At 67.6% G+C, this 19,845-nt stretch carries 21 protein-coding genes and 1 pseudogene; 9 read left to right on the top strand and 13 right to left on the bottom strand.

Annotation, left to right across the window (positions count from 1 at the left end):
* The first annotated feature begins 501 nt into the window (after positions 1–501).
* Positions 502–831 carry a hypothetical protein gene (locus tag QT196_RS00305; RefSeq protein ID WP_290354063.1) on the top strand — a complete coding sequence of 110 codons (330 nt, stop codon included), beginning with the start codon at positions 502–504 and terminating at the stop codon, positions 829–831.
* A 348-nt stretch (positions 832–1,179) separates the two neighbouring features.
* A complete protein-coding gene (locus tag QT196_RS00300; protein ID WP_290354062.1) occupies positions 1,180–1,719 on the top strand; it encodes a GNAT family N-acetyltransferase in 540 nt (179 codons plus the stop codon).
* 147 nt (positions 1,720–1,866) lie between these two features.
* Here QT196_RS00300 and QT196_RS00295 read toward each other — a convergent pair whose 3' ends face one another.
* The 7 genes from QT196_RS00295 to QT196_RS00265 all read right to left on the bottom strand — a co-directional run bounded on the left by QT196_RS00295 (position 1,867) and on the right by QT196_RS00265 (position 7,446).
* Entirely contained in the window at positions 1,867–2,364 is a 498-nt protein-coding gene (locus QT196_RS00295; protein WP_290354061.1) for a hypothetical protein, read from the bottom strand.
* A complete protein-coding gene (gene istB, locus QT196_RS00290) occupies positions 2,354–2,920 on the bottom strand; it encodes an IS21-like element helper ATPase IstB (protein WP_290356589.1) in 567 nt (188 codons plus the stop codon). Before istB ends, QT196_RS00295 begins: the two co-directional genes overlap by 11 nt.
* Complete coding sequence (locus tag QT196_RS00285) at positions 2,872–3,162, bottom strand: hypothetical protein (RefSeq protein ID WP_290354060.1); 291 nt, start codon at positions 3,160–3,162, stop codon at positions 2,872–2,874. The genes istB and QT196_RS00285 overlap by 49 nt, the downstream gene beginning before the upstream one ends.
* A complete protein-coding gene (locus QT196_RS00280) occupies positions 3,159–3,407 on the bottom strand; it encodes a hypothetical protein (RefSeq protein ID WP_290354059.1) in 249 nt (82 codons plus the stop codon). The genes QT196_RS00285 and QT196_RS00280 overlap by 4 nt, the downstream gene beginning before the upstream one ends.
* Positions 3,408–3,679: 272 nt before the next feature.
* On the bottom strand, positions 3,680–6,016 hold the full coding sequence (locus QT196_RS00275) for a tetratricopeptide repeat protein (RefSeq protein WP_290354058.1): 2,337 nt from the start codon (positions 6,014–6,016) through the stop codon (positions 3,680–3,682).
* Between the two features lie 247 nt (positions 6,017–6,263).
* Positions 6,264–6,410: a hypothetical protein gene (locus QT196_RS00270; protein ID WP_290354057.1), complete on the bottom strand. Its 147-nt coding sequence runs from the start codon at positions 6,408–6,410 to the stop codon at positions 6,264–6,266.
* A gap of 529 nt (positions 6,411–6,939) precedes the next feature.
* Positions 6,940–7,446 carry an IS5 family transposase gene (locus QT196_RS00265; protein WP_290356588.1) on the bottom strand — a complete coding sequence of 169 codons (507 nt, stop codon included), beginning with the start codon at positions 7,444–7,446 and terminating at the stop codon, positions 6,940–6,942.
* Between the two features lie 530 nt (positions 7,447–7,976).
* On the opposite strand from QT196_RS00265, the gene ltrA reads away from it, so the two are divergent.
* On the top strand, positions 7,977–9,236 hold the full coding sequence (gene ltrA, locus QT196_RS00260; protein ID WP_290354056.1) for a group II intron reverse transcriptase/maturase: 1,260 nt from the start codon (positions 7,977–7,979) through the stop codon (positions 9,234–9,236).
* A 180-nt stretch (positions 9,237–9,416) separates the two neighbouring features.
* Here ltrA and QT196_RS00255 read toward each other — a convergent pair.
* The 4 genes and pseudogenes from QT196_RS00255 to QT196_RS00240 form a co-directional block, all read right to left on the bottom strand.
* Positions 9,417–9,800: pseudogene (locus QT196_RS00255) on the bottom strand (IS5 family transposase); the annotation flags it as partial.
* Between the two features lie 52 nt (positions 9,801–9,852).
* A complete protein-coding gene (locus QT196_RS00250) occupies positions 9,853–10,197 on the bottom strand; it encodes a VOC family protein (RefSeq protein ID WP_290354055.1) in 345 nt (114 codons plus the stop codon).
* A gap of 722 nt (positions 10,198–10,919) precedes the next feature.
* Positions 10,920–11,360, bottom strand: a complete 441-nt coding sequence (locus QT196_RS00245) for a hypothetical protein (RefSeq protein ID WP_290354054.1) — start codon at positions 11,358–11,360, stop codon at positions 10,920–10,922.
* A gap of 562 nt (positions 11,361–11,922) precedes the next feature.
* Positions 11,923–13,113: a hypothetical protein gene (locus QT196_RS00240; protein WP_290354053.1), complete on the bottom strand. Its 1,191-nt coding sequence runs from the start codon at positions 13,111–13,113 to the stop codon at positions 11,923–11,925.
* A gap of 320 nt (positions 13,114–13,433) precedes the next feature.
* Here QT196_RS00240 and QT196_RS00235 point away from each other — a divergent pair, with 320 nt between their 5' ends.
* From QT196_RS00235 to QT196_RS00220, 4 genes are all read left to right on the top strand, one after another.
* Entirely contained in the window at positions 13,434–13,724 is a 291-nt protein-coding gene (locus QT196_RS00235; protein WP_290354052.1) for a hypothetical protein, read from the top strand.
* Positions 13,717–14,013, top strand: coding sequence for a hypothetical protein (locus tag QT196_RS00230; RefSeq protein WP_290354051.1), 297 nt, complete (start codon positions 13,717–13,719; stop codon positions 14,011–14,013). Before QT196_RS00235 ends, QT196_RS00230 begins: the two co-directional genes overlap by 8 nt.
* Positions 14,014–14,472: 459 nt before the next feature.
* Positions 14,473–15,057: a S1 RNA-binding domain-containing protein gene (locus tag QT196_RS00225; protein ID WP_290354050.1), complete on the top strand. Its 585-nt coding sequence runs from the start codon at positions 14,473–14,475 to the stop codon at positions 15,055–15,057.
* A 384-nt stretch (positions 15,058–15,441) separates the two neighbouring features.
* The gene (locus QT196_RS00220) at positions 15,442–15,855 is read left to right on the top strand and encodes a hypothetical protein (RefSeq protein WP_290354049.1); all 414 of its coding nucleotides are present in this window, start codon (positions 15,442–15,444) and stop codon (positions 15,853–15,855) included.
* Positions 15,856–16,121: 266 nt separating this feature from the next.
* Here the strand turns inward: QT196_RS00220 and QT196_RS00215 are convergent, their stop codons facing one another.
* Both QT196_RS00215 and QT196_RS00210 read right to left on the bottom strand, forming a co-directional pair.
* The gene (locus QT196_RS00215) at positions 16,122–16,544 is read right to left on the bottom strand and encodes a hypothetical protein (RefSeq protein ID WP_290354048.1); all 423 of its coding nucleotides are present in this window, start codon (positions 16,542–16,544) and stop codon (positions 16,122–16,124) included.
* 877 nt (positions 16,545–17,421) lie between these two features.
* Positions 17,422–18,270, bottom strand: a complete 849-nt coding sequence (locus QT196_RS00210; protein WP_290354047.1) for a helix-turn-helix transcriptional regulator — start codon at positions 18,268–18,270, stop codon at positions 17,422–17,424.
* 205 nt (positions 18,271–18,475) lie between these two features.
* Here QT196_RS00210 and QT196_RS00205 point away from each other — a divergent pair, with 205 nt between their 5' ends.
* Both QT196_RS00205 and QT196_RS00200 read left to right on the top strand, forming a co-directional pair.
* Positions 18,476–19,327, top strand: a complete 852-nt coding sequence (locus QT196_RS00205) for an oxidoreductase (RefSeq protein WP_290354046.1) — start codon at positions 18,476–18,478, stop codon at positions 19,325–19,327.
* Positions 19,328–19,585: 258 nt separating this feature from the next.
* On the top strand, positions 19,586–19,819 hold the full coding sequence (locus QT196_RS00200) for a hypothetical protein (RefSeq protein WP_290354045.1): 234 nt from the start codon (positions 19,586–19,588) through the stop codon (positions 19,817–19,819).
* Positions 19,820–19,845 lie beyond the last annotated feature (26 nt).

Here is a 19,845-nt window from a genome sequence, read left to right as displayed (position 1 = left end):
CGCGGGGAGCGGCTCCCGGCAATACCGGCATTGACCACACCAAGGGGGACCATCCCCGCGGGCGCGGGGAGCGGACTTCGTGACCTGCATCGTTACACGCGCACGGCACAGTTTTGAACCACTTCCACCAACTCCGGCATTCACGACATCCATGCCTGTCCGGTCCAGTTGGGCGTCTGAAACTGTGGGCCGCCGACGCGCTGCTAGCCCGGCGGTACATCTACCGCCTCGGTGACTGCCGGCCATCCCTGCAGGGGCGAGGGAGAGGGTATCCCCCAACGTGCGGCGAGGCTCGCGCTCACCACCCTCCGGAACTTCCCAAACTGCGACAATCCTGTCACCATCGTCGCCCTGCTGGCCCCTCCCGAGGCCGCACGACCCACCATTCCAGCAGCAAGCCTGGATGTGATCCGCATGCGCAGAAACTGACACCACCCAAGGGGAATTGGCACGACACGATCACCCACCGTTCACTACTGTCACCGGGGAAAGGACGTGGACATGGCACTGGTCAAAAAGGGATCGCGGCTCATCACCGTTGATGGCACCACCTACCGATGGCGCCTACGCGGACGACCGACCTACGACCAGGGACTGGTGCAGTCACCCCTCACCTACGCGGTCGAACACGCCGACACCCCCGGCACCACACTGGTCATTACCACCGACCAACCGCACCCGAGCAACTGGCTCGGAACCCAAGGCAGCCCGGTCCTGCCCGCCCAGGTGGCTGACAGCATCCGCGCCTCCCTTACCGACGGCTGGACGCCAGCGAGCCCCGGCTCACCGTTCCACCTCGACCAATCAGAGGGCTCCGTCTCGTCCCACTGAACTCAGCCCGCGCACAAGGACTCACCGGCCAAGCGATCGATGAGTCCTTCTGATTTCCGCGCCCCCATCCCCCAGTTGGTTCGCTCCATGAACCAACTGGGGCGAAGAGCAGCAGTGAGGTAAATCCGAGATAGGCATCACCTGATGGGGACCGTTGAAAACGGCCGGGGCTGCTCTTCGCCCCACTTGCTTGGTCTTTGAACTGTCTGGGGAAGATGGGGAGCGGGGAGCGGTCCTTGATCACCAAAATGCCTGCACGGCCCCGGTAGTGAGTGTGGGATCCGAGCCGTTGGCTTGATCGGTCCGCGAACCTTGATCACTTCCGCGCCTGCTGATTAGTTGGTCGGCATGACTGAACTCGGACCCGTCGCCTGGCCACCTGCCCCGATCAAGACCGAGAGGCTCGTGCTCCGTGCGCCCGAGGCCCGGGACCGTGCGGCTTTCATCGAGCTGCTCGCCTCGCCAGAGGTGCACACCTACCTCGGCGGCCCCCGGCCGCGTGACGAGCTTGAGGGCGAGACGCCTGAGGTGCCCGAGCGGTGGCCCGGGAGCTTCGTCGTTGAACTCGACGGGGCGATGATCGGCCAGATCCTGCTCAGGAGAGCATCGGGGCACCATCGTCCGGCTGCCGCGGGGAAGGCCGATCTTGGCTACCTGTTCCTGCCTCGGGCGTGGGGATTCGGGTATGCCGCCGAGGCGTGCGCGGCGGCACTCGGCTGGTTCGACGGCGTCCTTCCCGGCGAGCCGGTGGTGCTCGCCACCCAGACCGCCAACGTCGCCTCGATGCGCCTCGCGGCAAAGCTTGGGTTCACCGAGGTAGAACGGTTCGAGGCATGGGACGCCGAGCAGTGGCTCGGCCTGCGGTCCCCGGTCACGCCGTCCGCTTGAGCTCGTGCTCGACGGCGCGGAGCCCCAACGCGACAGGCACTGCTAGGACGGAGCTCAACGCGGCCGAAACTTGTGGACGAAGCTGCGTTGTGGGCCCGCCGACCGTCAGGTCGGCGGGCCCGGTGATCGGTGGCGGTCAGCCGATGCTCACTGGAGGCGTCTGAGCGGGACGATGTCGGTGACGCGGTTGGTGATCGTGGGGCGGGCGGCTTCCTGGGTGGCGAGCAGGGCGACGATCGTGACGGGCTGGTCGCAGTGAGGACAGTTCCGGACGGCCGTCGGTGCCAGGGGGGCGATGGTTCCGGGGGCCGCCGGCTGCGGGGCGGGCGGAAGGGCTCGGGGGTGTTCGCCGAGGCGTCGTGCTCGTTCTTCGTCGCGGGTCCGGTTGCGTTGTCTTTCCGACTCGCGACGGCATTCCGGCGAGCAGTAGATCTGGCGGAGTCGGGGGTTCGCGGTGAAGATGCCCTCGCAGACCGGGCAGGTGTGGGCAGCCAGGCCGGCGGGAGCGCGTCGGTGGGCGGCGCTCTTGCAGCGGGGAGAGCAGTAGATCTGTCTCGGGCTCGGGATGAACTCGCCTTCGCAGACTGGGCAGTTGGCGGGTCTGGGGGCGAGTTGGTCGTCGTTGTGGGTGGGGTCAGGAGACACGTGCGTTGACTCCCTTGCGCATGGCGTCGGCCTGGTTCTGGTGGCCGCGAAGTCGGTAGGAGGGTCCGTCGATGCCGGCGACGGCAGCTCGGTGCAGGAGCCGGTCGAGCATGGTGGCGGCGACGGTGGCGTCGCCGAAGGCTCCGGCCCAGTCGGCGATCCCGACGTTGGTCGTGAGGATCGTGCTGGACTTGAGATACCTCTGATTGATCACCTGGAACAGGGCCGAGGCGCCGTCCTCGGGCAGTGGCAGGTAGCCGAGCTCGTCGATGATCAAAAGCTTCGGGCCTGCGAAGAGGCGCATGCAGGTCTTCCAGCGGCCTTCGAGGGCGGCCTTGTGGCACTTGGCGGCGAGTTCGGCGGCGGTGGTGAAGTAGACGCGGTGGCCGGCGTCGACGGCCGCTCGTCCAAGGGCGACGGACAGCATGGTCTTGCCCACTCCGGGCGGGCCGACGAACAGCACGTTGGAGGCGTCGTCGAGGAAGCGGAGGGTGGCCAGGTCGCGGATCAGCTTCTCGTCGACGCCTGGCTGGGCGGCGAAGTCGAAGTCGGCCAGGTCCAGGGCTCGGGCAGGCAGGCGAACCGTTCCCGGGCGGCGAGTTTGCGGGCTTCGGTGGCCTCGACCTCGATCTCGAGGAGCCGTTCCAGGGCTGCGGTCAGTGACATCCGCTCGGTGCGGGCCTGGTCCAGGACCCTGTTCAACGCCTCAGCTGCGTCGTTGAGTTTGAGGTAGGACAGGTGGCCTCTGAGCTGCTGGAATCGGCGGGCTTCGCTCACCTGCATCGGTGACGTACTCACTCCGGACTCTCCTCCTGCTTCGGTGAGGGGACACTCCGCAGCCGTTCGACCACGGCGGCATAGTGGGTCAGGTCGATCACGACCCGTTCGGCTGAACTGCCGGTGGCCGGCCCTTCGCGCAGGCGCTCGGCTTCGGCCAGGGCTGCGGGTGACGGCGGTTTGCGGACCTTGGTCTTGCAGGGAGCCCGGTCGGTCGGGGCTTTGCGGTCCTCGTCCTCGGCGGGACGGGCGCTGATGGGCACCATGCCCCGAATGACGCCTCGCCCGGTGGCCGGCGGGCGGCCTAGGCTGGCGCGGACGCGGCCCGGTAGGGCGGATTTTCCCCGCTGCGATCCGATGCCGCGGTATCTCTTCGCGTTGCCGCCGGTTGGATCAAGATGTTCGAGTGCCAGCTGTCCGGCCGGGCTTTGAGCCCGAACCGCTACTGCTCGATAGGGCACTGGGGCCGCGCCTGGCCCCGGTGCGCCTCAATGAGCTCCACAGGCCGGTGCCGGACGACCGTGACTGAGTGGGGACCTCACATCGGTGTACCGTTTTCATTGTGGGCGACGGCGAGAGCGCGGAGACGGTCGGCAGCCGGTCCTGCCTCGGCGGCTCCTATACGTTGATAGATCTCTACGGCCTTCCCTAGGTCGTTGAGGGCGTCGTTCCGGCCGTCCGCCGTGCCGCTTCTGCAGTGGGCGGAGCCTTCCAGTGCCCGTGCTTCTTCCAGGGGACTGCCGATCTGGCGCGCCAGTTGGGCGGCCTGTTCGTGCAGTGCGAGGGCTTCCCTCGGCCTGGCGGATTTGGCGGCGAGCGTGGCGCCCAGGTCGTTGAGTGCTTCGGCCTCGCCTTGTCGGTTGCCGAGTTGCTGATGGATGTGCAGCGCACGTTCATGGAGGCTTGCCGCGGTTGCGTAGTCGTGGGTCAGTCGTCGTACGCGTCCCAGGTCGTTGAGTGCGTATGCCTCACCTTGCTGGTTGTCGAGTTCCCGGTGGAGGCGCAGTGCGTGTTCGTGGAGTGTCGCTGCTTGGTCGTGGTCTGCGGTGAGTTGCCGTACGCGTCCCAGGTCGTTGGAGGCGTGGGCGTCCCCGTAGACGTTGCCGAGCCGTCGGTAGATGTGCAGCGCGCGTTCGTGCAGCTTCGCCGCGTTCGCGTAGTTGCCGGTCAGTCTGTGCACTCTTCCCAGGTCGTTGAGGGCATGTGCCTCACCCAGTTCGCTGCTGAATTCTTGGTGGATGTGCAGGGCCCGCTCATGGAGGGCTGTCGCTCCCACGTAGTCTCCGGTCCGCCGTCGTAGGCGGCCCAGGTTGTTGAGCGCTTGGGTCTCGCCCAGACGGTTGCCGAGTTCCTGGTAGAGGCGCAGGGCCCGCTCATGGTGGGTTGTCGCTGCCCTGTGATTTCCCGTCAGTCGTCGTATCCGGCCGAGTTCGTTGTGCACGATGGCCTCGCCCAACCGGTCGCCGAGCTGGCGGGCTGCCGTGGCCGCGGCCTCGTGGAGTACCAGGGCCCGTAGCCACGGGCCTTTGAAACGGAGCGTGATGGCCATGGAGGCCGCCAAACGGATCACGCGTGCGGGGTGGCCCATGGCATGTGCCTGGTCGGCGCAGGCGAAGAGGTTGAGGTGTTCGGTACGCATCCAGGCCGTCGCCTGGGCTCTGGAGGTGAGATCGGGGATGGCGGCCGGGGCGGGGAGAGCGGGGCGGGGGCGGCGAGCCAGTTGGTGATCGGCCGTTGCGGCGGCGTACTGGTAGTAGTCGAGGAGCCGTTCCATGGCGCGCTCGCGGTCGGCAGTCGGATCGTTGGCGGCAAGGGTGCTCGCGTACTCGCGGATGAGGTCATGCAGACGGTACCGGCCGGGGCCGACCTCGTCGACGAGATGGTCGGTGTAGAGGACGTCCATTTCACGGCGTGCCCTTGCCACCGGATGCACGCCGGTGAGGGCGGCGACGGCGTAGGCGTCCATGTCAGGTCCGGGGTGCAGGGCCAGATGACGGAAGAGGCTCTGCTGGTCCTGGTGCAGGTTGCGGTAGGACATTTCGAAGGCGGCGGCCGTTGCGCGGCTGCCGGAGGCGAGCTCGGCGAGCCGGTCCCGGGTGGCGGTAAAGTCTTCGGCGAACCGGGAGACGGACCAGGCGGGGTGGTGGGCGAGGCGGCCGGCGAGCAGGACGATGGCCAGCGGCAGGTAGCCGCACCGCTGTACGATCCGGGCGACCGTGTCGGCCTCAGCGCCGTCGGGGCCGCGGCGGGCGAGGCGCGTGAAAAGCTGTGCGGCCTGGCCCGGCGGCAAGACATCCAGGGGAAGCGGCTCCGCACCGTCCAGGGCGACCATCCGGCGGCGGCTCGTCACCAGGACGAGGCAGCTGCCGCTGCCGGGGAGCAGCGGTTCGATCTGATCTTGATCCGCGGCGTCGTCGAGTACCAGGAGCACCTTTTTGCCCGCCAGCTGGTCGCGCCACATGCTGGAGCGTCCCTCCAGGGTCGGGGGAATGCGCTGGGGGGCGATTCCCCTACCGGTCAGAAGGGTGTCCAAGACATCTGCGGGGTCCGCGGGGGACCGTCCGCGCGTGTGAGACTCCAACGAGACCATGAGCTGCCCGTCGGGAAACCGTTCGGCGAGCAGATGGGCAGCTCTGACGGCCAAGACGGTCTTGCCCACTCCCGGCATGCCGTCGATCGTACGGATTCCCGTTGTTCCGGCGGTGTCCAGAAGCTGACGCAGTTCGGCGTCGCGCCCAGTGAAGGAAGAAACATCGCGGGGCAGGGTGCGTGTCACGATGACCGGAGCCGGCGGCCCCGCCCCGGCATGGCTGATGACGTGGAGGTCACCGGCGGCTTGATACACCTGCCCCTGTTCCAGGGCACGTCCGTCCATACGCGCCGCAGGTTCCGTCCAAGCTGCGGCTGGGGGCGTTTCCCCGCTGCGAGAACTCATGAGCGATGGATTCGCTGATCCCGGCCGGCCTGGTATGCCAGCGCACTCCCGCGGGCGTCGGTCCTCATGACGAACGTTCGAATCCGGTCCTGTTCACTCTCGTTCGGAACCGGCACGAGACATTCCGCAGGCAGTTCCCGCAATTCGGCCGCCAACCCGGTGCTCCCCTCCGGTAGTTGTGGCAACTTCAGGCGCCGGGTGCCTCCAGCACCTGCCCGGTGTCTTCGTCCTGGCGCTCCCGGGCGGACAGGACCTGGGCTCGCACGGCCTCCAGTTCGCCGGCGGTGGCTTCGGCCGCCTCCGGTCGAGCGCCGCGCCGGCATACCATCACCACGGGCTTCGGTCCGCCGCCACCCACCGGTGACCACCGCTCCACCGGTGACCACTGTTCCCACCGGTGACGCCCCGCCCGCCAGCGCGATCGAACTCATTCCGCGCCCCCTCTGTCCGCCCCGCGCCGGGACACCTTCCCAGTACAACTCCACGAGCCGACGGTCGGCAAGACCCACGCGACCACGGCGGTGGCGGCCGGCGATGCTGGACATCACGAGCCCGTCCGGGCTGGCGTGGGCGTGCTGCGGACTGATCGATATACACGTGCCCGACCTGCAGCCGGGGAAGTTCGGCAGGCTCCGGCGAGTGCGCGATGTCGATGATGACCTGACCTGCCGTAGTGCTCAGTCCCGTGGCCGATGCGAGCTCTCCTGCCGCTTCCAGATCAGCGTTTTCGGCACGGCGCGATAGCTCGGCTTCTGCCTCGCTGTCCCCGGACTGAAGAAGCGCACCCAGCATGGTGGCGGACAGTAGTGACCCGTCCTGGGCAAGCGCCGCAGCGCGGATTTGATTAGGCCATGTCTCTTCGATCATGAGCGGAGCCAGATGATGACGGCCGCGAAGGTCACGGTGCCCAGGAACACGTGCCCTCGTTTGTCATAGCGGGTCGCCACGGCTCGGAAGCCCTTGAGCTTGTTGATCGCCCGCTCGACGACGTTGCGCTTCTTGTACCGCTCCCTGTCGAAACCGGGAGGCCGGCCGCCACGCGAGCCACGCTTGATGCGGTTGGCCGCCTGGTCGGCCTTCTCCGGAATGACGTGCCGAATACCTCGTTTGCGCAGGTAGGCCCGCGCGCGGCGGTTGCTGTAAGCCTTGTCGGCGCTGACGCTGTCCGGGCGGGTACGGGGCCTCCCGACACCGACCCGCGGGACGTGCATCTTCTCCATGACCGGCTCGAACTGGGTGCATTCCGCCCGCTGTCCGGGCGTGACCACCAGGGACAGCGGGCGGCACCGGCCGTCGGCGCTCAGGTGGACCTTGGTGGTGTTGTGTCCTGAACATGAAAGGGAGTTGGTTGTAGGGCCGCTTCTGGAAATGGTGCTGTGCGAAAGATGAAGGTATGGCCCTTCAGAGTCGCCCTGCGGGGGGAGGCTCTAAACCGCCTCATGCTGCGTTGGCTGAAGACCGTCGTGGTGAGCGATGAGGAAAAGGCGTCGTGAGAGGCGTCAGGTGGGGATCGGCAAGGCGAACGTAAGTGAATCGCTGCTGACGTGTCGAAAAAGATAAAGACGACATCGAAACCGGGGTGTCACCACTACCCCGGGATGAGCCTGGCGGGTGCCCGTTTATTGGCCAGGCGGTGTCCGGCATGTAGGCGACGCGAGTCCGGTCTGCTGCTTTCGTATGGAACAGGAGAAGGCAGGTCCCGATACGGCCCGAGGGGTAATGGGCGAGAGGGAGTACCCCGAGCAGCGGAAACTGTGAGGGGCAGAGTACCGACGCGGGGCCTGCTGGCGGACCGGTCCGTAGTAGTGATGAAGCCTCTGTAACGGAGGTGGAGCGAAGGGGCCGGGTCGTTCGTGACTGAGTTGATCGCATCAACCGGACAGTGTCCGGGAGGAGTTCGGTGAGCCAGTTGAAATCTCAGATCAAGTCGTTTGATATCTCGAAGTGGGAAGTTAAGGAGGCTTGGGAGGAAGTCAAGGCGAATAGAGGCGCACCCGGCGTAGACGGCCAGAGCATCGATGAGTTCGCGAAAGATCTGAAAGGCAATCTGTACAAGGTCTGGAACCGGATGTCATCGGGCTCCTACTTCCCGCCTCCGGTGCGTGCGGTCGCTATTCCCAAGTCGCACGGAAGTGGAACGCGAGTGCTCGGCATTCCCGCCGTCTCCGACCGTGTGGCTCAGACCGTTGTGGCACGACATCTGATGCGGAGGGTGGAGCCTGTCTTCCACCCAGACAGCTATGGATATCGGCCAGGACGGTCCGCTTTAGACGCGGTAGGGAAGTGCCGGGAACGCTGTTGGAAGCGGGACTGGGTGGTGGAGTTCGACATCACCAAGTTCTTCGACAGCGTGCCTTGGGACCTGCTGGTCAAGGCGGTGGAAGCACACACCGACGCCGTTTGGGTGAACTTATATGTTCGGCGGGGGCTCAAGGCCCCGCTCGCCATGCCCGACGGCGCTCTGCTGCAACGGGAACGCGGAACCCCACAAGGGGCGCCAGTTTCCCCTGTCTTGGCGAACCTGTTCCTCCACTATGCGTTCGACACCTGGATGGCACGGGAGTTCCCGAACATCTGGTTCGAGCGGTATGCGGACGATGCAGTCTTGCACTGCGTCACCGAGCGCCAGGCCCGGACGGTGCTGGCCGCGCTCGTAAACAGGATGGCGGAGGTCGGGCTGCACCTGCACCCGGACAAAACCCGGATTGTGTATTGCAGGGATGGCAAACGCCAGGGCTCATTCGAGCACACGGCGTTCACCTTCCTGGGATACACATTCCGAGCCAGGCAGAACCAGGATCGATACGGCAAATCTTTCCAGTCGTTCGACCCTGCTGTCAGCAAGGACGCTCTGAAGAAGATGGGCCGGGAAGTGCGCTCTTGGCGCTTGCACACCCGGTCCGACCTGTCCTTCCGAGAGCTTGCCCGCAGGATCAACCCTGTCGTGGCCGGCTGGATCAACTACTATGGACGTTTCAGACCGTGGGAGATGAATCCCTTCTTGATGCGCATCAACGCCTACCTGGTGCGCTGGATCCGCCAGAAGTACAAACGGCTTACGGCTGAACGGAAAGCCATCGCGAAGATGATGGAGATCGCCCAGCGATATCCCCGCATGTTCGCACAGTGGCGCTACACGGTCGCAGCCGTAATGACCTGACGATCAGAACGACAAGAGCCGTGTAACGGGAGACTGTTACGCACGGTTCTGTGAGAGCCGGGAGGTGAGATCCCTCCCGGCTACTCGGCAACCCGCCGCGCGAGCGGCCCAGGCCCTCACCTGCAGCACCACCTCCTCCAGGTGGCCGAGCAGGCCCGCCGACACCGGATCGATCTGATGTTCCGTCGTCATCCCCCCTTTTGAGACGGCCGGCGGCGGGGCCTTGCGGGCGCCGGCGGCATGCTGGTGGGCACGCATCACCGTGGAGTCGACCGAGACGTCCCAGTCAATGGATCCCTCGGCGTCCGCGACGGCCTGGCCCTGCTGCAGGAGTCGCTCCCACGTGCCGTCCGCCGACCACTGCAAATGCCGCTTGTGCACGGTCTTCCACGGACCGAACCGCTCGGGCAGCTCACGCCACTGCACCCCGGTCCGCACCCGGTGCAGAACCCCGTTGATCACCTGCCGGTGATCCCGCCACCTGCCACAACGCCCGTTGCTCACCGGCAGAAGCGGCTCCAAGCGAGCCCACTCCTCGTCCGTCAGATCACCGCGACCAGTCATACCAGGCTAACGAGTCAGCTGATCGGAGAAGCATGGCCTAAGCCGACGTGGTTCACCGTCCCGTCGGGGTCCATGCGGCAAGCTCGTTGCCACCCGGCTCGCGGAAATGGAACCGCCTGCCGCCGGGGAAGTCGAACGCCTCGACCGTGATGGTGCCGCCCGCCTTGAGTACCGCGCTTCGCGTCGCCTCCAGATCGTTCACCTGGATCACGGCGAGTGGCCCGGCCGGAGCTTCTGAGTGGTCCTGTTGGAAGCCGAGGCTGACTCCGCCGCCGCAGTCCACATCGGTGTACTCCGGGCCGTACGGCGTCGCCGCCCAGCCGAAAACAGACCCGAAGAACTCTGCGGATTCCTGAGCCGAGGTGGTGGGGAACTCGACCATCGTGAAGCTGTTCATACCCTCGATCATATGAAGGGCTGTTGAGGCCGTGTCAGTACGACCTGGTGGCAACTCCGGGCCGTGGCCACCGCTATGACGTGGCGGCTAGGTCTGTCACGGCACGGTCACCGCAGCCGCACTGCTTATCTGGCTCTGCTCATGATCGAGGAGACACTACCTAACCGACGGCGCCTACCACGAGGTGGACTCCTCCGACTACGGCTACCGGATAGCGGGGCAAGAGGCCGGCCGGGTAGCCCTCATCAGCGCAGGACTACTACCACCATGCGAGGCCGAAACGCTGCGCTGGGCACACTGGCCGACAAAACCACGAGCGCGGCGACGCCACCCCTCCCAGCTACCACGGCACTGACACTCCACTCTCGCCCCGGCCCCGCCGACACCCGGCAGTCCGGCCCGCACGCGGCCCTGCGCATGCTCCTAGTCACCGCGATTGGAGGGCATCCCAGCGGGTGCGGGGAGCAGAATTCCAGCACCACGATCATCGCGGACGTCGAGGGACCATCCCCGCGGGCGCGGGGAGCAGCGGGTTCGTGCAGGGACGACGACCTGTGTGGCGGGGCCATCCCGGGATGGGGAGCATTTGGTGGCGTCCTGGTGGCGCGCCATAGCCGGCACCACAGGGGCATCGGGGGAGTGTCACCTGAAGTGGGGAAACCCGCGCATGCAAGTTATGGCATGGCAGCGCGTTGCTTGGTCACGACAGCGTTCGCCCAGCGCTATACGGGACGAAGAACAGGATCGATCTCTGCCAGGACCTCGTGCAATTGACGAGCCCCCAGTGCAACACGGTCGTTGGTGTCCCGCGACATCTCCTCGCACAGCCGCATCGCATTGTCCCGGTCGTCGGAGAAGACGCTGAATACGTCGACGATTGCGGTGTGGATCCAATCGCTGTGATTCGAGTTGGCGACTGCCAGTGCGGACGCGACTATTGTCAGACCGGCCCTGTCCTTTCGCCGAAGCAATGCTTCCGCGGTCCGCCGGGTGACGAAGGTGTCACCCGGGTCGAGCACAAGCTCCAGCAGCGGTCCGAGGGCCTCCTGCATCTCGGCGAACGCCGCCAAGCCGTGACCGGCATCCGCCCGGTCACGGTGGTCATGACTTCGCCTGAGCTCGCCCAGTGCCACGACAGCCGCACGCCGCAGGTCAGTGTCCACCTGGTTGCCCTCCCTCCCACGATTCCGGTCAAAGTACCGTCGAGGCACCCTACGGGGAGATCGCCAGGACAGGGCCTAAGCAGCGGGGGAGGGGCCAGCCCCCGGCGAGCGCGGGGAGCCGGCGTCTGGGCCCGCTTCGTCGGCCTGAGCACGGGCCGCTCCCTGCGCGTGCAGGGAACAGCTCCAGCCCTCACCGCGGGGCCACCCCCCCATGTGCAGGGAGCTGGCCACCTCGTCTTCTTCGATGCTCAGAAGATCGGGGCCATCCCCGCAGGCGCGGGGAGCAGTCCCCTTTGAGGGGTCGATAGCCCGTCAGATAGGGATCATCCCCGCGGGTGCGAGGGCAGGGCCGCCGGCCTGAGCCGGGCCGAGCGCTTCCCCCGGCTGGCAGGAGCCGCCTCATGAAGGCCGAGTCCGCTCACCTGCCCATTCCCGCCAGGAGAAGCTGGCTTTCCTTGGGGTGAGCTCGATCCGGTCGATCAGGCTCTCGCGGGCCGCTCGGCCAGAACCGGGCGCGCGGTGGGGAACCTGGCCGGGATGCCGGGTGCCGTCCTGGGGCCGTTCACTCGGTGGCGGGTCCGGCGTCCTCGTCGGGCCCTGTGTCCTGCCGCGTCGATGTCGGCGGGGTTCCTGTGCTGTCCGGCTCGCCGTCAGCCTTGGTGCCGTGCTCGGCTGCCGGGGTGCGGTCGTCGAGGGTGATGGTGACCGGCTCACCGCCGGGGCTGAGGCCGGTCAGGCTCTCCTCGATCCGCTTGTACAAGGTGGCTGCGAGTTCACGGTCGCCGTCGCCGTCGGCAGCGGTGCGCTCGAGGGAGTGCAAGCTGATCAGCAAGGCGATCAGGGAGCGGCCTGACAGCGCGGCGCGGATGCGCTCGTCCCCCTCAGCGGCGACCTGCGGCGGTACACGGAAGTGCGGGTGCCGGCCGGCGTGGGCGGTGATGAACTCCCAGATGTCACGGTGGCACAGCAGGCTTGCGGAGGAGGCGCGGGCTGCCGTCTTGAGCAGAGCGCTGTGCTCCTCGTTCTCTTCGGCGGCTGTGGTGGTGGCGTCGGGCTGGGGCAGCAGCTTTTCCATGGTGGTGCGCAGGTCTGCGAGTTCCGCCTGTACGGAGGCGATCGAAGCCCGGGCTTCTTCCCGGGCGGTGTCGATCTCCGCCTTGACCTCACCGAGGGCTTCGAGCAGCCCGGCCGGTGCGTTCTGCTGGTCGCTGTGGCTGTCAGGGGCGGTGAGCAAGGCGAGCACGGGAGCGAGTTCCTCGGTGAAGATCTCGCGGACGGCCTGGCGGACCTCGTCGGCCGACAATGCCGGAGTGGGCGGGGCGTCCTGGCCGGCGGTGCGCTGCGCCGGGATCGCTGTGTGGAGGGCCGCCTCTTCCGCGACCTCGTCGGTCTCGGTGACGGTAGTGACTGGCGAGGCCTGGAGGCCGGTGCGGTCTTCCTGGGTTCCGGAAGCTTCCCGAAGGAGAGGGGCGGGGGCTGGCGGGGCGAAGTCTGCGAGCACGTCACGGACCTCCCGCAGCTCGGTGCGCAGCTGGGCGACGACCTCGTGGACGGCGCTGTTGCGTGTGTCCCCGCTGGCGTTCAGCTTGTTGTGGACATCGCGGAAGTTCGCGCGCATCCGGCCGAGCTCGTCCACGACCTCCTTGGTCGCCTTGTCATGGGCGGCCTGGCCGGCCGACTCCAGCTTCTCCACGCTCTTGTCGAGCGCGTCCCGGAGATTCTTGTCCGTGTTCATGACGGCGGTGTGCAGCATCGTCAGTGTGGTACTGAGGTCCGGGCGTGCCATCATCCCCCATTTCGTCGCGGTGAGTAGTTGATCGAGTTCATTGCGTATGCTGCCCGAGGTGGAGCTACCCGCCGGGGCAGATCGGGTCAACTGGCTTGATCGCCCCTCGTCCAGGCTGAAACCGACCCGGCAGGGCCGCGGTGACCAGCCCGTGGGGGTGTTTGTGCTTTCGGTCCGCCGCTGACCACGAGCGGTACCGCGCCCAAGCCGACTGGCGTCTGTGCCCAGCCGGTCGACTGGAGCACCCACGAGACGGCAGACTTGCAACAGACGGAAGGGGCCGACCGATGAGTGCACAGCCGATCCACCCACACGAGCCGGACCGGGTACCGCGCAACGCCGACGGCATCGGCGCCGCGCTGTCCGGCGAGAGGCGGATGGAGTTCTACCGCGAGCTGCTAGCGGCCGCCCCCGAGAACGCCGAAGCACTGCTGCGCCGCTGGTGGTGCGAGGCGATGCTCGACACCTCCCCGGACGGCGACCAGCTCACCGAGGCCGCGCTCACCGGGACACTGGCGACGACGTCCGTCGCCGAGGTCATCGCCCGCCGCCAGGAAGCCGGGCTGCCTGTTGAGTGAGCCGTACGACGAAGAGCCCGAGGGCTGGCAGTGCGTGTTATCCGAAGAGGTCACCGAGCTCCTCATGGACAAGAGGCTGCCCGGTGACGTGTTCGGCGCGATCGTGGCCGCCACGGTGGTCATCAACGAGACCAGAGGCGTCGTCCCGGGCAGCACGGCCTCGGCGAAGTGGCCCCAGCAGCGGCGCCTGGCGCTCGGCGCGGGCGGCTCGCTCGGCGTCGCCGAGTACGTCATCGTCGCCGACGCGGACCCACCGCACATCGTCCTCACCCGCGTCCAGCTCTACTGACGGCGGCCAGGCACGTTGCCGGCCCTGTGCCCGCCGGACGTCCCGGGGGCGGGAGACGAGGCACAGGGCCGCCGGCCGGTGACGGGCGGTGATCACGCCGATCGTGCCGACGAACATGACGCACCAGCCGATCGACTGCCAGACCGATTCGTGGCGCACCACGTACGGCGTGAACACCAAGTGCGGACAGCCAGAAGAACCTCATCACATCCTCCTAGGGGGCGAGCACTGGTGGGGCTCAGGCAGCGGAGTGCGCTCCGCGCCCTGCGATATCTCCGAAGCACGACACGGCGAGGGCCGTGGTGATCCCGATGATGGCGGACATGGAGAAGCTGGCGTTGCCCAGGATCGCTGCCGTCAACTGCAGACCAGCGAGGACCAGCCCCGTACCCCACATGCCCGCCGGAGGCAGAACAGGAGACCGGTCGGCGCACGGCAGTGTGTGTCAGGGTGGCGGGCATGGATTGGCAGCTCGAGAGCCCGGAACTCTGGGCGTTCCTGGGGTCGCTGCACTGCGGCGAGATCCTGTCCGGAACCGTCGCGGCGATCGAACGGTTCGGGGTTTTCGTGGCCCTGGACGACGGACCTGGCCATCCCACGCTGCCCGGCGTCGGATTCATCACCATCCCCGAACTGTCCTGGCGACACATCGACGCTCCCACCGATGTCGTCAAGGTCGGACAACGCGTCTCATGCGAGTTCCTTCAGTTCGACACCCGCAACGCCGAGGCCAGACTGTCCTTCCGCGCACTGCAACCCGACCCCTTTCAAGCCTTCGCCGACCGCACGGTGGTGGGTCAGACACTGCACGGGACGGTCGATAAGGTGCTCCCCTTCGGCATCTTCGTCGACATCGGGGATGGCGTCATCGGGCTGGTGCCCTTCAAGGAGGTCCACGGCCAGTCTCCTGCCGGTCCGCCAGAGGAATTCCAGACCGGCGACGAGATATCCGTCGTCATCACGGTCATCGAGCGGCCGCAGCACAGGGTGTTCCTCGCGAGGCCAGAGGACGCCCAGCATGCAGATGTTCAGCCAGCCAGGTGACTTCCCCATTCCCGGGCCGTTGGTGCGGGAATGGGACGGGAGACCTGACGGATGCCGAGCTGGTCGTGCTTCTCCTTCCAGAGGGGCTCTCCCCGCGGGCCCGGAAGCAGCTGCCCGGGCCGTGCCCCTCGATCTCCGGCAACCAGCTCGCCGGTTCACCTCCGCCTGCGCGGAGAGCACGAGGAAACCGGGAAAACCGGACGCTCGTCAGCGGTGCTCTCCGCGGGAGCGGAGGTGAGCCGCCGCTCCTCGACTGGCTCAACTGTCCTGTCTCATCGGACCTTGACCGGTCTCACCGAAGTTTGACGACCGTCCTGTTCGTCTCATCGATGCTTGATCACCGTGAGGGGTGTCTTGTAGATCAGGCCGCGTATCCTCGGCTCCGTGCCCCGCCATCCGAAGAAGCCCCGCCGGCTGGTCGCCGACGGGCGCGCGTACCTGTGGACGCTCCGCCACAGCCACTGCGTGCTGGACAGCGGCCGGGCCGCGGACTGCCGCGAGACCCTGACGCTGTACCCGCAGCCGGCCGGCACCGGCGGCCCGCTGCGCATCGTCTTCGTCGAGGGCCCGGGCCGGTACGTCCCGGGAGGGTTCCCCATGGGCTCCGGGGACGTGGGGTATGTCCGGGGCGGCTCCCTTAACCTGCACGAACCGGGTGCCGTCCGGGCCCTGCTCGACGCGGCTGCGGCTCGCGGGTGGCAGCCGGGGGAGCGGCGGGCGGTGGAGGTCGACGGCTGGCCCCTGCTGGAGGCGGCGGCCGCCGCGCGAGCCGGGGACGCCGGCCCCGCGGGCCCGTAGGGGGTGACTCCGACCTCCCCTCGGACCGGCCCACCACGCCGCGATCAAACTTCGGTGAGACTGGTCAAACTCGGTTGAGACGGGGCATCAACGCCGGCGGTCAGTGCTCTCCGTGGGAGCGGAGGTGAGCCGCCCAAACCGGGGGATGGATGTGATGGACGCACCAGTACAACGAACGACCGGCTACGACGGTCACGCAGGGGTGTTGGCGGTCGAGGTGCTGTGGCGCGTGCTGGCCGGGGTGCGGCCCAGTGGTGCGGGCGTGGTCACCACACATGCCACGGCGGTACCGCCGGCGGCACCTGGCGCGGTACGTCCTGGCGTCCGGCCAGCGCGTCGAGCCGCTCCACCAACCTGCGCAGCTCGGCTGCGCTGCGGGCCGGGAGGGCGTTCACCATGCCCTCCAGAAGATCCCTGGCGTGGAATGGATTGCCGCAGCAGTCCCAGTGCAGTTCGTCACCCCACTCCCAGTCTGTCCACAACTGGCGCTTGGGGAGCCGCACATGGGCCTTCCATAGCCGCACCGCCGCTACAGTCTGCCCCGGTTCCAGGTAGGTGCGAGTGCGCTCGATCCGCCGGATCTCGGACATGGTCCGCGCGGATAGGCCGTCGATGTCGGCCACGACATCACGGTCCGGTCGGCGGGCGGGGAACCCGGCCCGGACGTTGTGCGGGGGCCTACGCGGCATGGGTCCCGTGGTAGTTCGGCATGCCGCATATCCTGCCATGCCGGGCGCGGACGGGCCAGGGAGCTGCGTCCCGCCGCCGCAGTGGGCAATGGTCCACGAGTCAGAAGCACTCACATCCTGCGTTCGGCGAATGCCTCCCCGAGCACCACGCCAAGGCGGACGAACCTGCGAGTTAAAGCGTTCCAGGAGAAGGTCCGTCTCGCGACGCCAGGCGCGCGCTGCTCGCATTCGTCGTCAGGCGCTCGTTGTCCGGCGTACCAGAGGAGGGATGGTCAGCGCGCCTGCGACCACTGCCAGCGCCCACGGCCAGCCAAAGAGGAAGCCCACTGCGACCACGAGCAGGACCATCCCGACCGGGACCCAGGGGATGTTGCGCTCGGGCCCGTGGAACACGATGGCCACCATGTCGCCGGAGGCGCCGATGTGGCTGCGGGCGGGGCCATCCCCGCGGGCGCGGGGAGCACGGACCTACGCTGCGCACGCTCGGCTGACCGCCCCAGGCCGAGACCGAGGCCCGCAGCGCGCATGCGCTGAGGAGTGAGGGCGCCTGACCGGTGAGCTCGCTGGGGGAGTAGTGGTGCATCGACAGTCGAGGTGTGGTTGTGAACGAGCGGCCCTGGGCTACTTTCGATACACGCCCTAACTTGAGTTTTAACCTCTGACTACGTGTTGAGAGTTGCTGCGCGGCACGAATGGGCACGTCGCATTGCTCTCCCTCCCGGTTCTTCCCCCTCGACGAGGGTTTCGGGACACCGGCGGTGGGACGCAAGGTCTGCCGGTGTTCCATAACGCCCATCCCGGCTCATGGGACGCGGCCACTATGGCCGACCGCTCCTCGCGGACCGGCGGGCGTCTAATGATCTGCGTGCTGCCCGTGCTAGGTCTCGGGCTGCCGTATCCACGCGGCCAGCAGCCGAAGCGCCTCTTCGGAGCTGGAGCCTGCCTCGGCGGTGTAGACACTCAGCCGCTGGTCCGGGTCGGCGGGCAGGGTGAGGGACTCGTAATTGAGGGTGAGCGGGCCGACGACCGGGTGGTGGAAGTGTTTGCTGCCATGCGTGTGCCGATACACGTTCTGGTCGGCCCACCAGCGGCGGAAGTCCTCATCCGTGATCGAGAGTTCGCCGACGAGTTCGGCCAGCAGTGGATCGTGGGGATGGCGTCCGGCGTCGCGCCGGAGCGAGGCGACAATGTCCTGGGCGTGGGTGTCCCAGTGGGTATACAGCGAGCGGGCGGTCTCGTCGCAGAACATGAACCGCACCAGGTTCCGCTCGCGGTGCGGCAGCGCGTCGAAGTCGGTGAGCAGCGCACGTGCCATCTGGTTGGACGCAAGTACGTCCAGTCGCCGCCCCAGCACAAGGGCGGGGGTGTGCTCGAGGATCCGGAGCAGGTCGCGCAGCCCCGGGCGGACCGGCTGCGGACGCGTCGCCGTGCGGCGGGGCCTGCCTGCGGCGGGCTTGGCGAGCTGGAACAGATGGGTGCGTTCGACGGGATCGAGGCGTAGCGCGCGGGAGATGGCGTCCAGCACGGAGTCGGAGACGTTCAGTCGGCGTCCGCGTTCCAGGCGTACGTAGTAGTCGACACTCACGCCCGCCAGTTGCGCGATCTCTTCGCGGCGCAGTCCTGGCACTCGCCGAGAGCCGCCGTCGTCGGACAGGCCCGCCTGGCGCGGGGTGATCCGTGCCCGCCGAGAGCGGAGGAACTCACCGAGAGCTGTGTTGCGGTCCATGCCGTTCACGATAGGGCCCAAGTTCGCCCCGACGGCCCGCGAAAGGGGGACTGGCAGTCCCCCGGTCCGGCTGTCCCCGGGGCGAAGCGGACCCCCCGGAAGCCGATCAGCAGCCGATTCCGGTGCTGAAGTGGAACGTGTCGAGAGCGACCGGGGCCTCATCGCCCCGGTCGGCCTCTGTTCGCATCGCACGAAGGGAACTCCTGTGTCGGACACCAAGACATTCCTGATCACCGGCGTCAGCACCGGCCTGGGCCGCGCACTCGCCCGCGCGGCGTTGGCCGCGGGCCACCGGGTGGTGGGCACCGTGCGCACGCCCGCCGACGCACGGGCCTTTGAGGCGCTCGCCGGCGACGCGCACGCCCGCATCCTGGACGTGACCGACCATGACGCGGTGGACACGGTCGTGGACGAGACCGAGCGCGACCTGGGCCCGGTCGACGTACTCGTCGCCAACGCCGGGTACGGCCATGACGGCCTCTTCGAGGAGTCGTCGATGGATGACCTTCGCCGTCAGTTCGAGGTGAACGTCTACGGAACCGTGGCGGTGATCAAGGCCGTGCTGCCGCACATGCGGGGGCGCCGTTCGGGCCACATCATCGCCGTCACCTCGATGGGCGGGCTGATCACCATGCCGGGCCTCAGCTTCTACCACGGCAGCAAGTTCGCGGTGGAGGGCATCCTCGAAACGCTCGGCAAGGAGGTCGCCGATTTCGGCATCCATGTCACCGCCGTCGAGCCGGGCAGTTTCCGGACCGACTGGTCCGGCCGCTCGATGATCCGCGCACCCCGTGTGATCGCCGACTACGACGAGCTGTTCGAGCCGCTGCGCGCCCGGCGCATCCACGGCAGCGGGCACCAGCCGGGCGACCCGGACAAGGCCGCGGCCGCGGTGCTGCGCATCGTGGCGGCCGACCAGCCGCCGACGCGCCTGCTGCTCGGCACCGACGCGCTTCAGCTCGTCCAGGCCGGACGCGACGCCTTCGAGCGCGACATGCTGGCATGGGCCGAACTGTCGGCCTCCACCGACTTCGACGACGTCAGCCGGTCCGCCTGACGTCACTCGCTGTCGGGCCCCCAGCGCGGGGCCTCGACGGCGGCCGTCATCACCAAGCCGGCCGCTCTTGGTCCACCACAGCCGGACCTGCCCGTAGCCGTTCACGCCACCCAGCGCCTCCTGGTAACCGGGTGGAGGTTAAAACTCAAGTTAACCCTCCGCACCACGCGCCCCGACGTCCCCACCCCGGTGGGGGGCTACAAACGGTGGCCGAAAAAACTGATGGTCATGGCCCGGACCTGGCGAGATAAGATCTTCATGACCTCGGGGGGAACCGGCGGCTCCGGTGCCCGGGGGGAGATCACGGTGAAGCTGGGCACCCAGCGCAAGAACGACGACATCACCGCCTGGCCCCTCTGGTTCGGCTGCAAGAAGACGCGGAACGGATACGCGGCGCTGAGCAAGACCCACGAGCTCGACTCCGACAACTGCATCCGCGGCGTCATGGACTACAAGGGCAAGACCTATGTCACGAAGTGGCGCTGCCCCTGATCTGCTCCGTAGGCTGAGCGCCCCTT

The sequence above is a fragment of the Streptomyces sp. P9-2B-2 genome, from assembly GCF_030406865.1.
Classification (GTDB): Bacteria; Actinomycetota; Actinomycetes; order Streptomycetales; family Streptomycetaceae; genus Streptomyces; species Streptomyces platensis.
Note: the sequence above shows the minus strand (reverse complement) of the source record. Positions and strands in the feature narration are given on the sequence as shown.

Bases quoted from the DNA above. Each gene is read 5' to 3' on its own strand.
- QT196_RS00305 (WP_290354063.1), top strand. From the start codon at position 502: ATGGCACTGGTCAAAAAGGGATCGCGGCTCATCACCGTTGATGGCACC.
- QT196_RS00300 (WP_290354062.1), top strand. From the start codon at position 1,180: ATGACTGAACTCGGACCCGTCGCCTGGCCACCTGCCCCGATCAAGACC.
- QT196_RS00280 (WP_290354059.1), bottom strand. From the start codon at position 3,407: ATGGTGCCCATCAGCGCCCGTCCCGCCGAGGACGAGGACCGCAAAGCC.
- QT196_RS00275 (WP_290354058.1), bottom strand. From the start codon at position 6,016: ATGGACGGACGTGCCCTGGAACAGGGGCAGGTGTATCAAGCCGCCGGT.
- QT196_RS00250 (WP_290354055.1), bottom strand. From the start codon at position 10,197: ATGAACAGCTTCACGATGGTCGAGTTCCCCACCACCTCGGCTCAGGAA.
- QT196_RS00240 (WP_290354053.1), bottom strand. From the start codon at position 13,113: ATGCTGCACACCGCCGTCATGAACACGGACAAGAATCTCCGGGACGCG.
- QT196_RS00235 (WP_290354052.1), top strand. From the start codon at position 13,434: ATGAGTGCACAGCCGATCCACCCACACGAGCCGGACCGGGTACCGCGC.
- QT196_RS00225 (WP_290354050.1), top strand. From the start codon at position 14,473: ATGGATTGGCAGCTCGAGAGCCCGGAACTCTGGGCGTTCCTGGGGTCG.
- QT196_RS00215 (WP_290354048.1), bottom strand. From the start codon at position 16,544: ATGCCGCGTAGGCCCCCGCACAACGTCCGGGCCGGGTTCCCCGCCCGC.
- QT196_RS00210 (WP_290354047.1), bottom strand. From the start codon at position 18,270: ATGGACCGCAACACAGCTCTCGGTGAGTTCCTCCGCTCTCGGCGGGCA.
- QT196_RS00200 (WP_290354045.1), top strand. From the start codon at position 19,586: ATGACCTCGGGGGGAACCGGCGGCTCCGGTGCCCGGGGGGAGATCACG.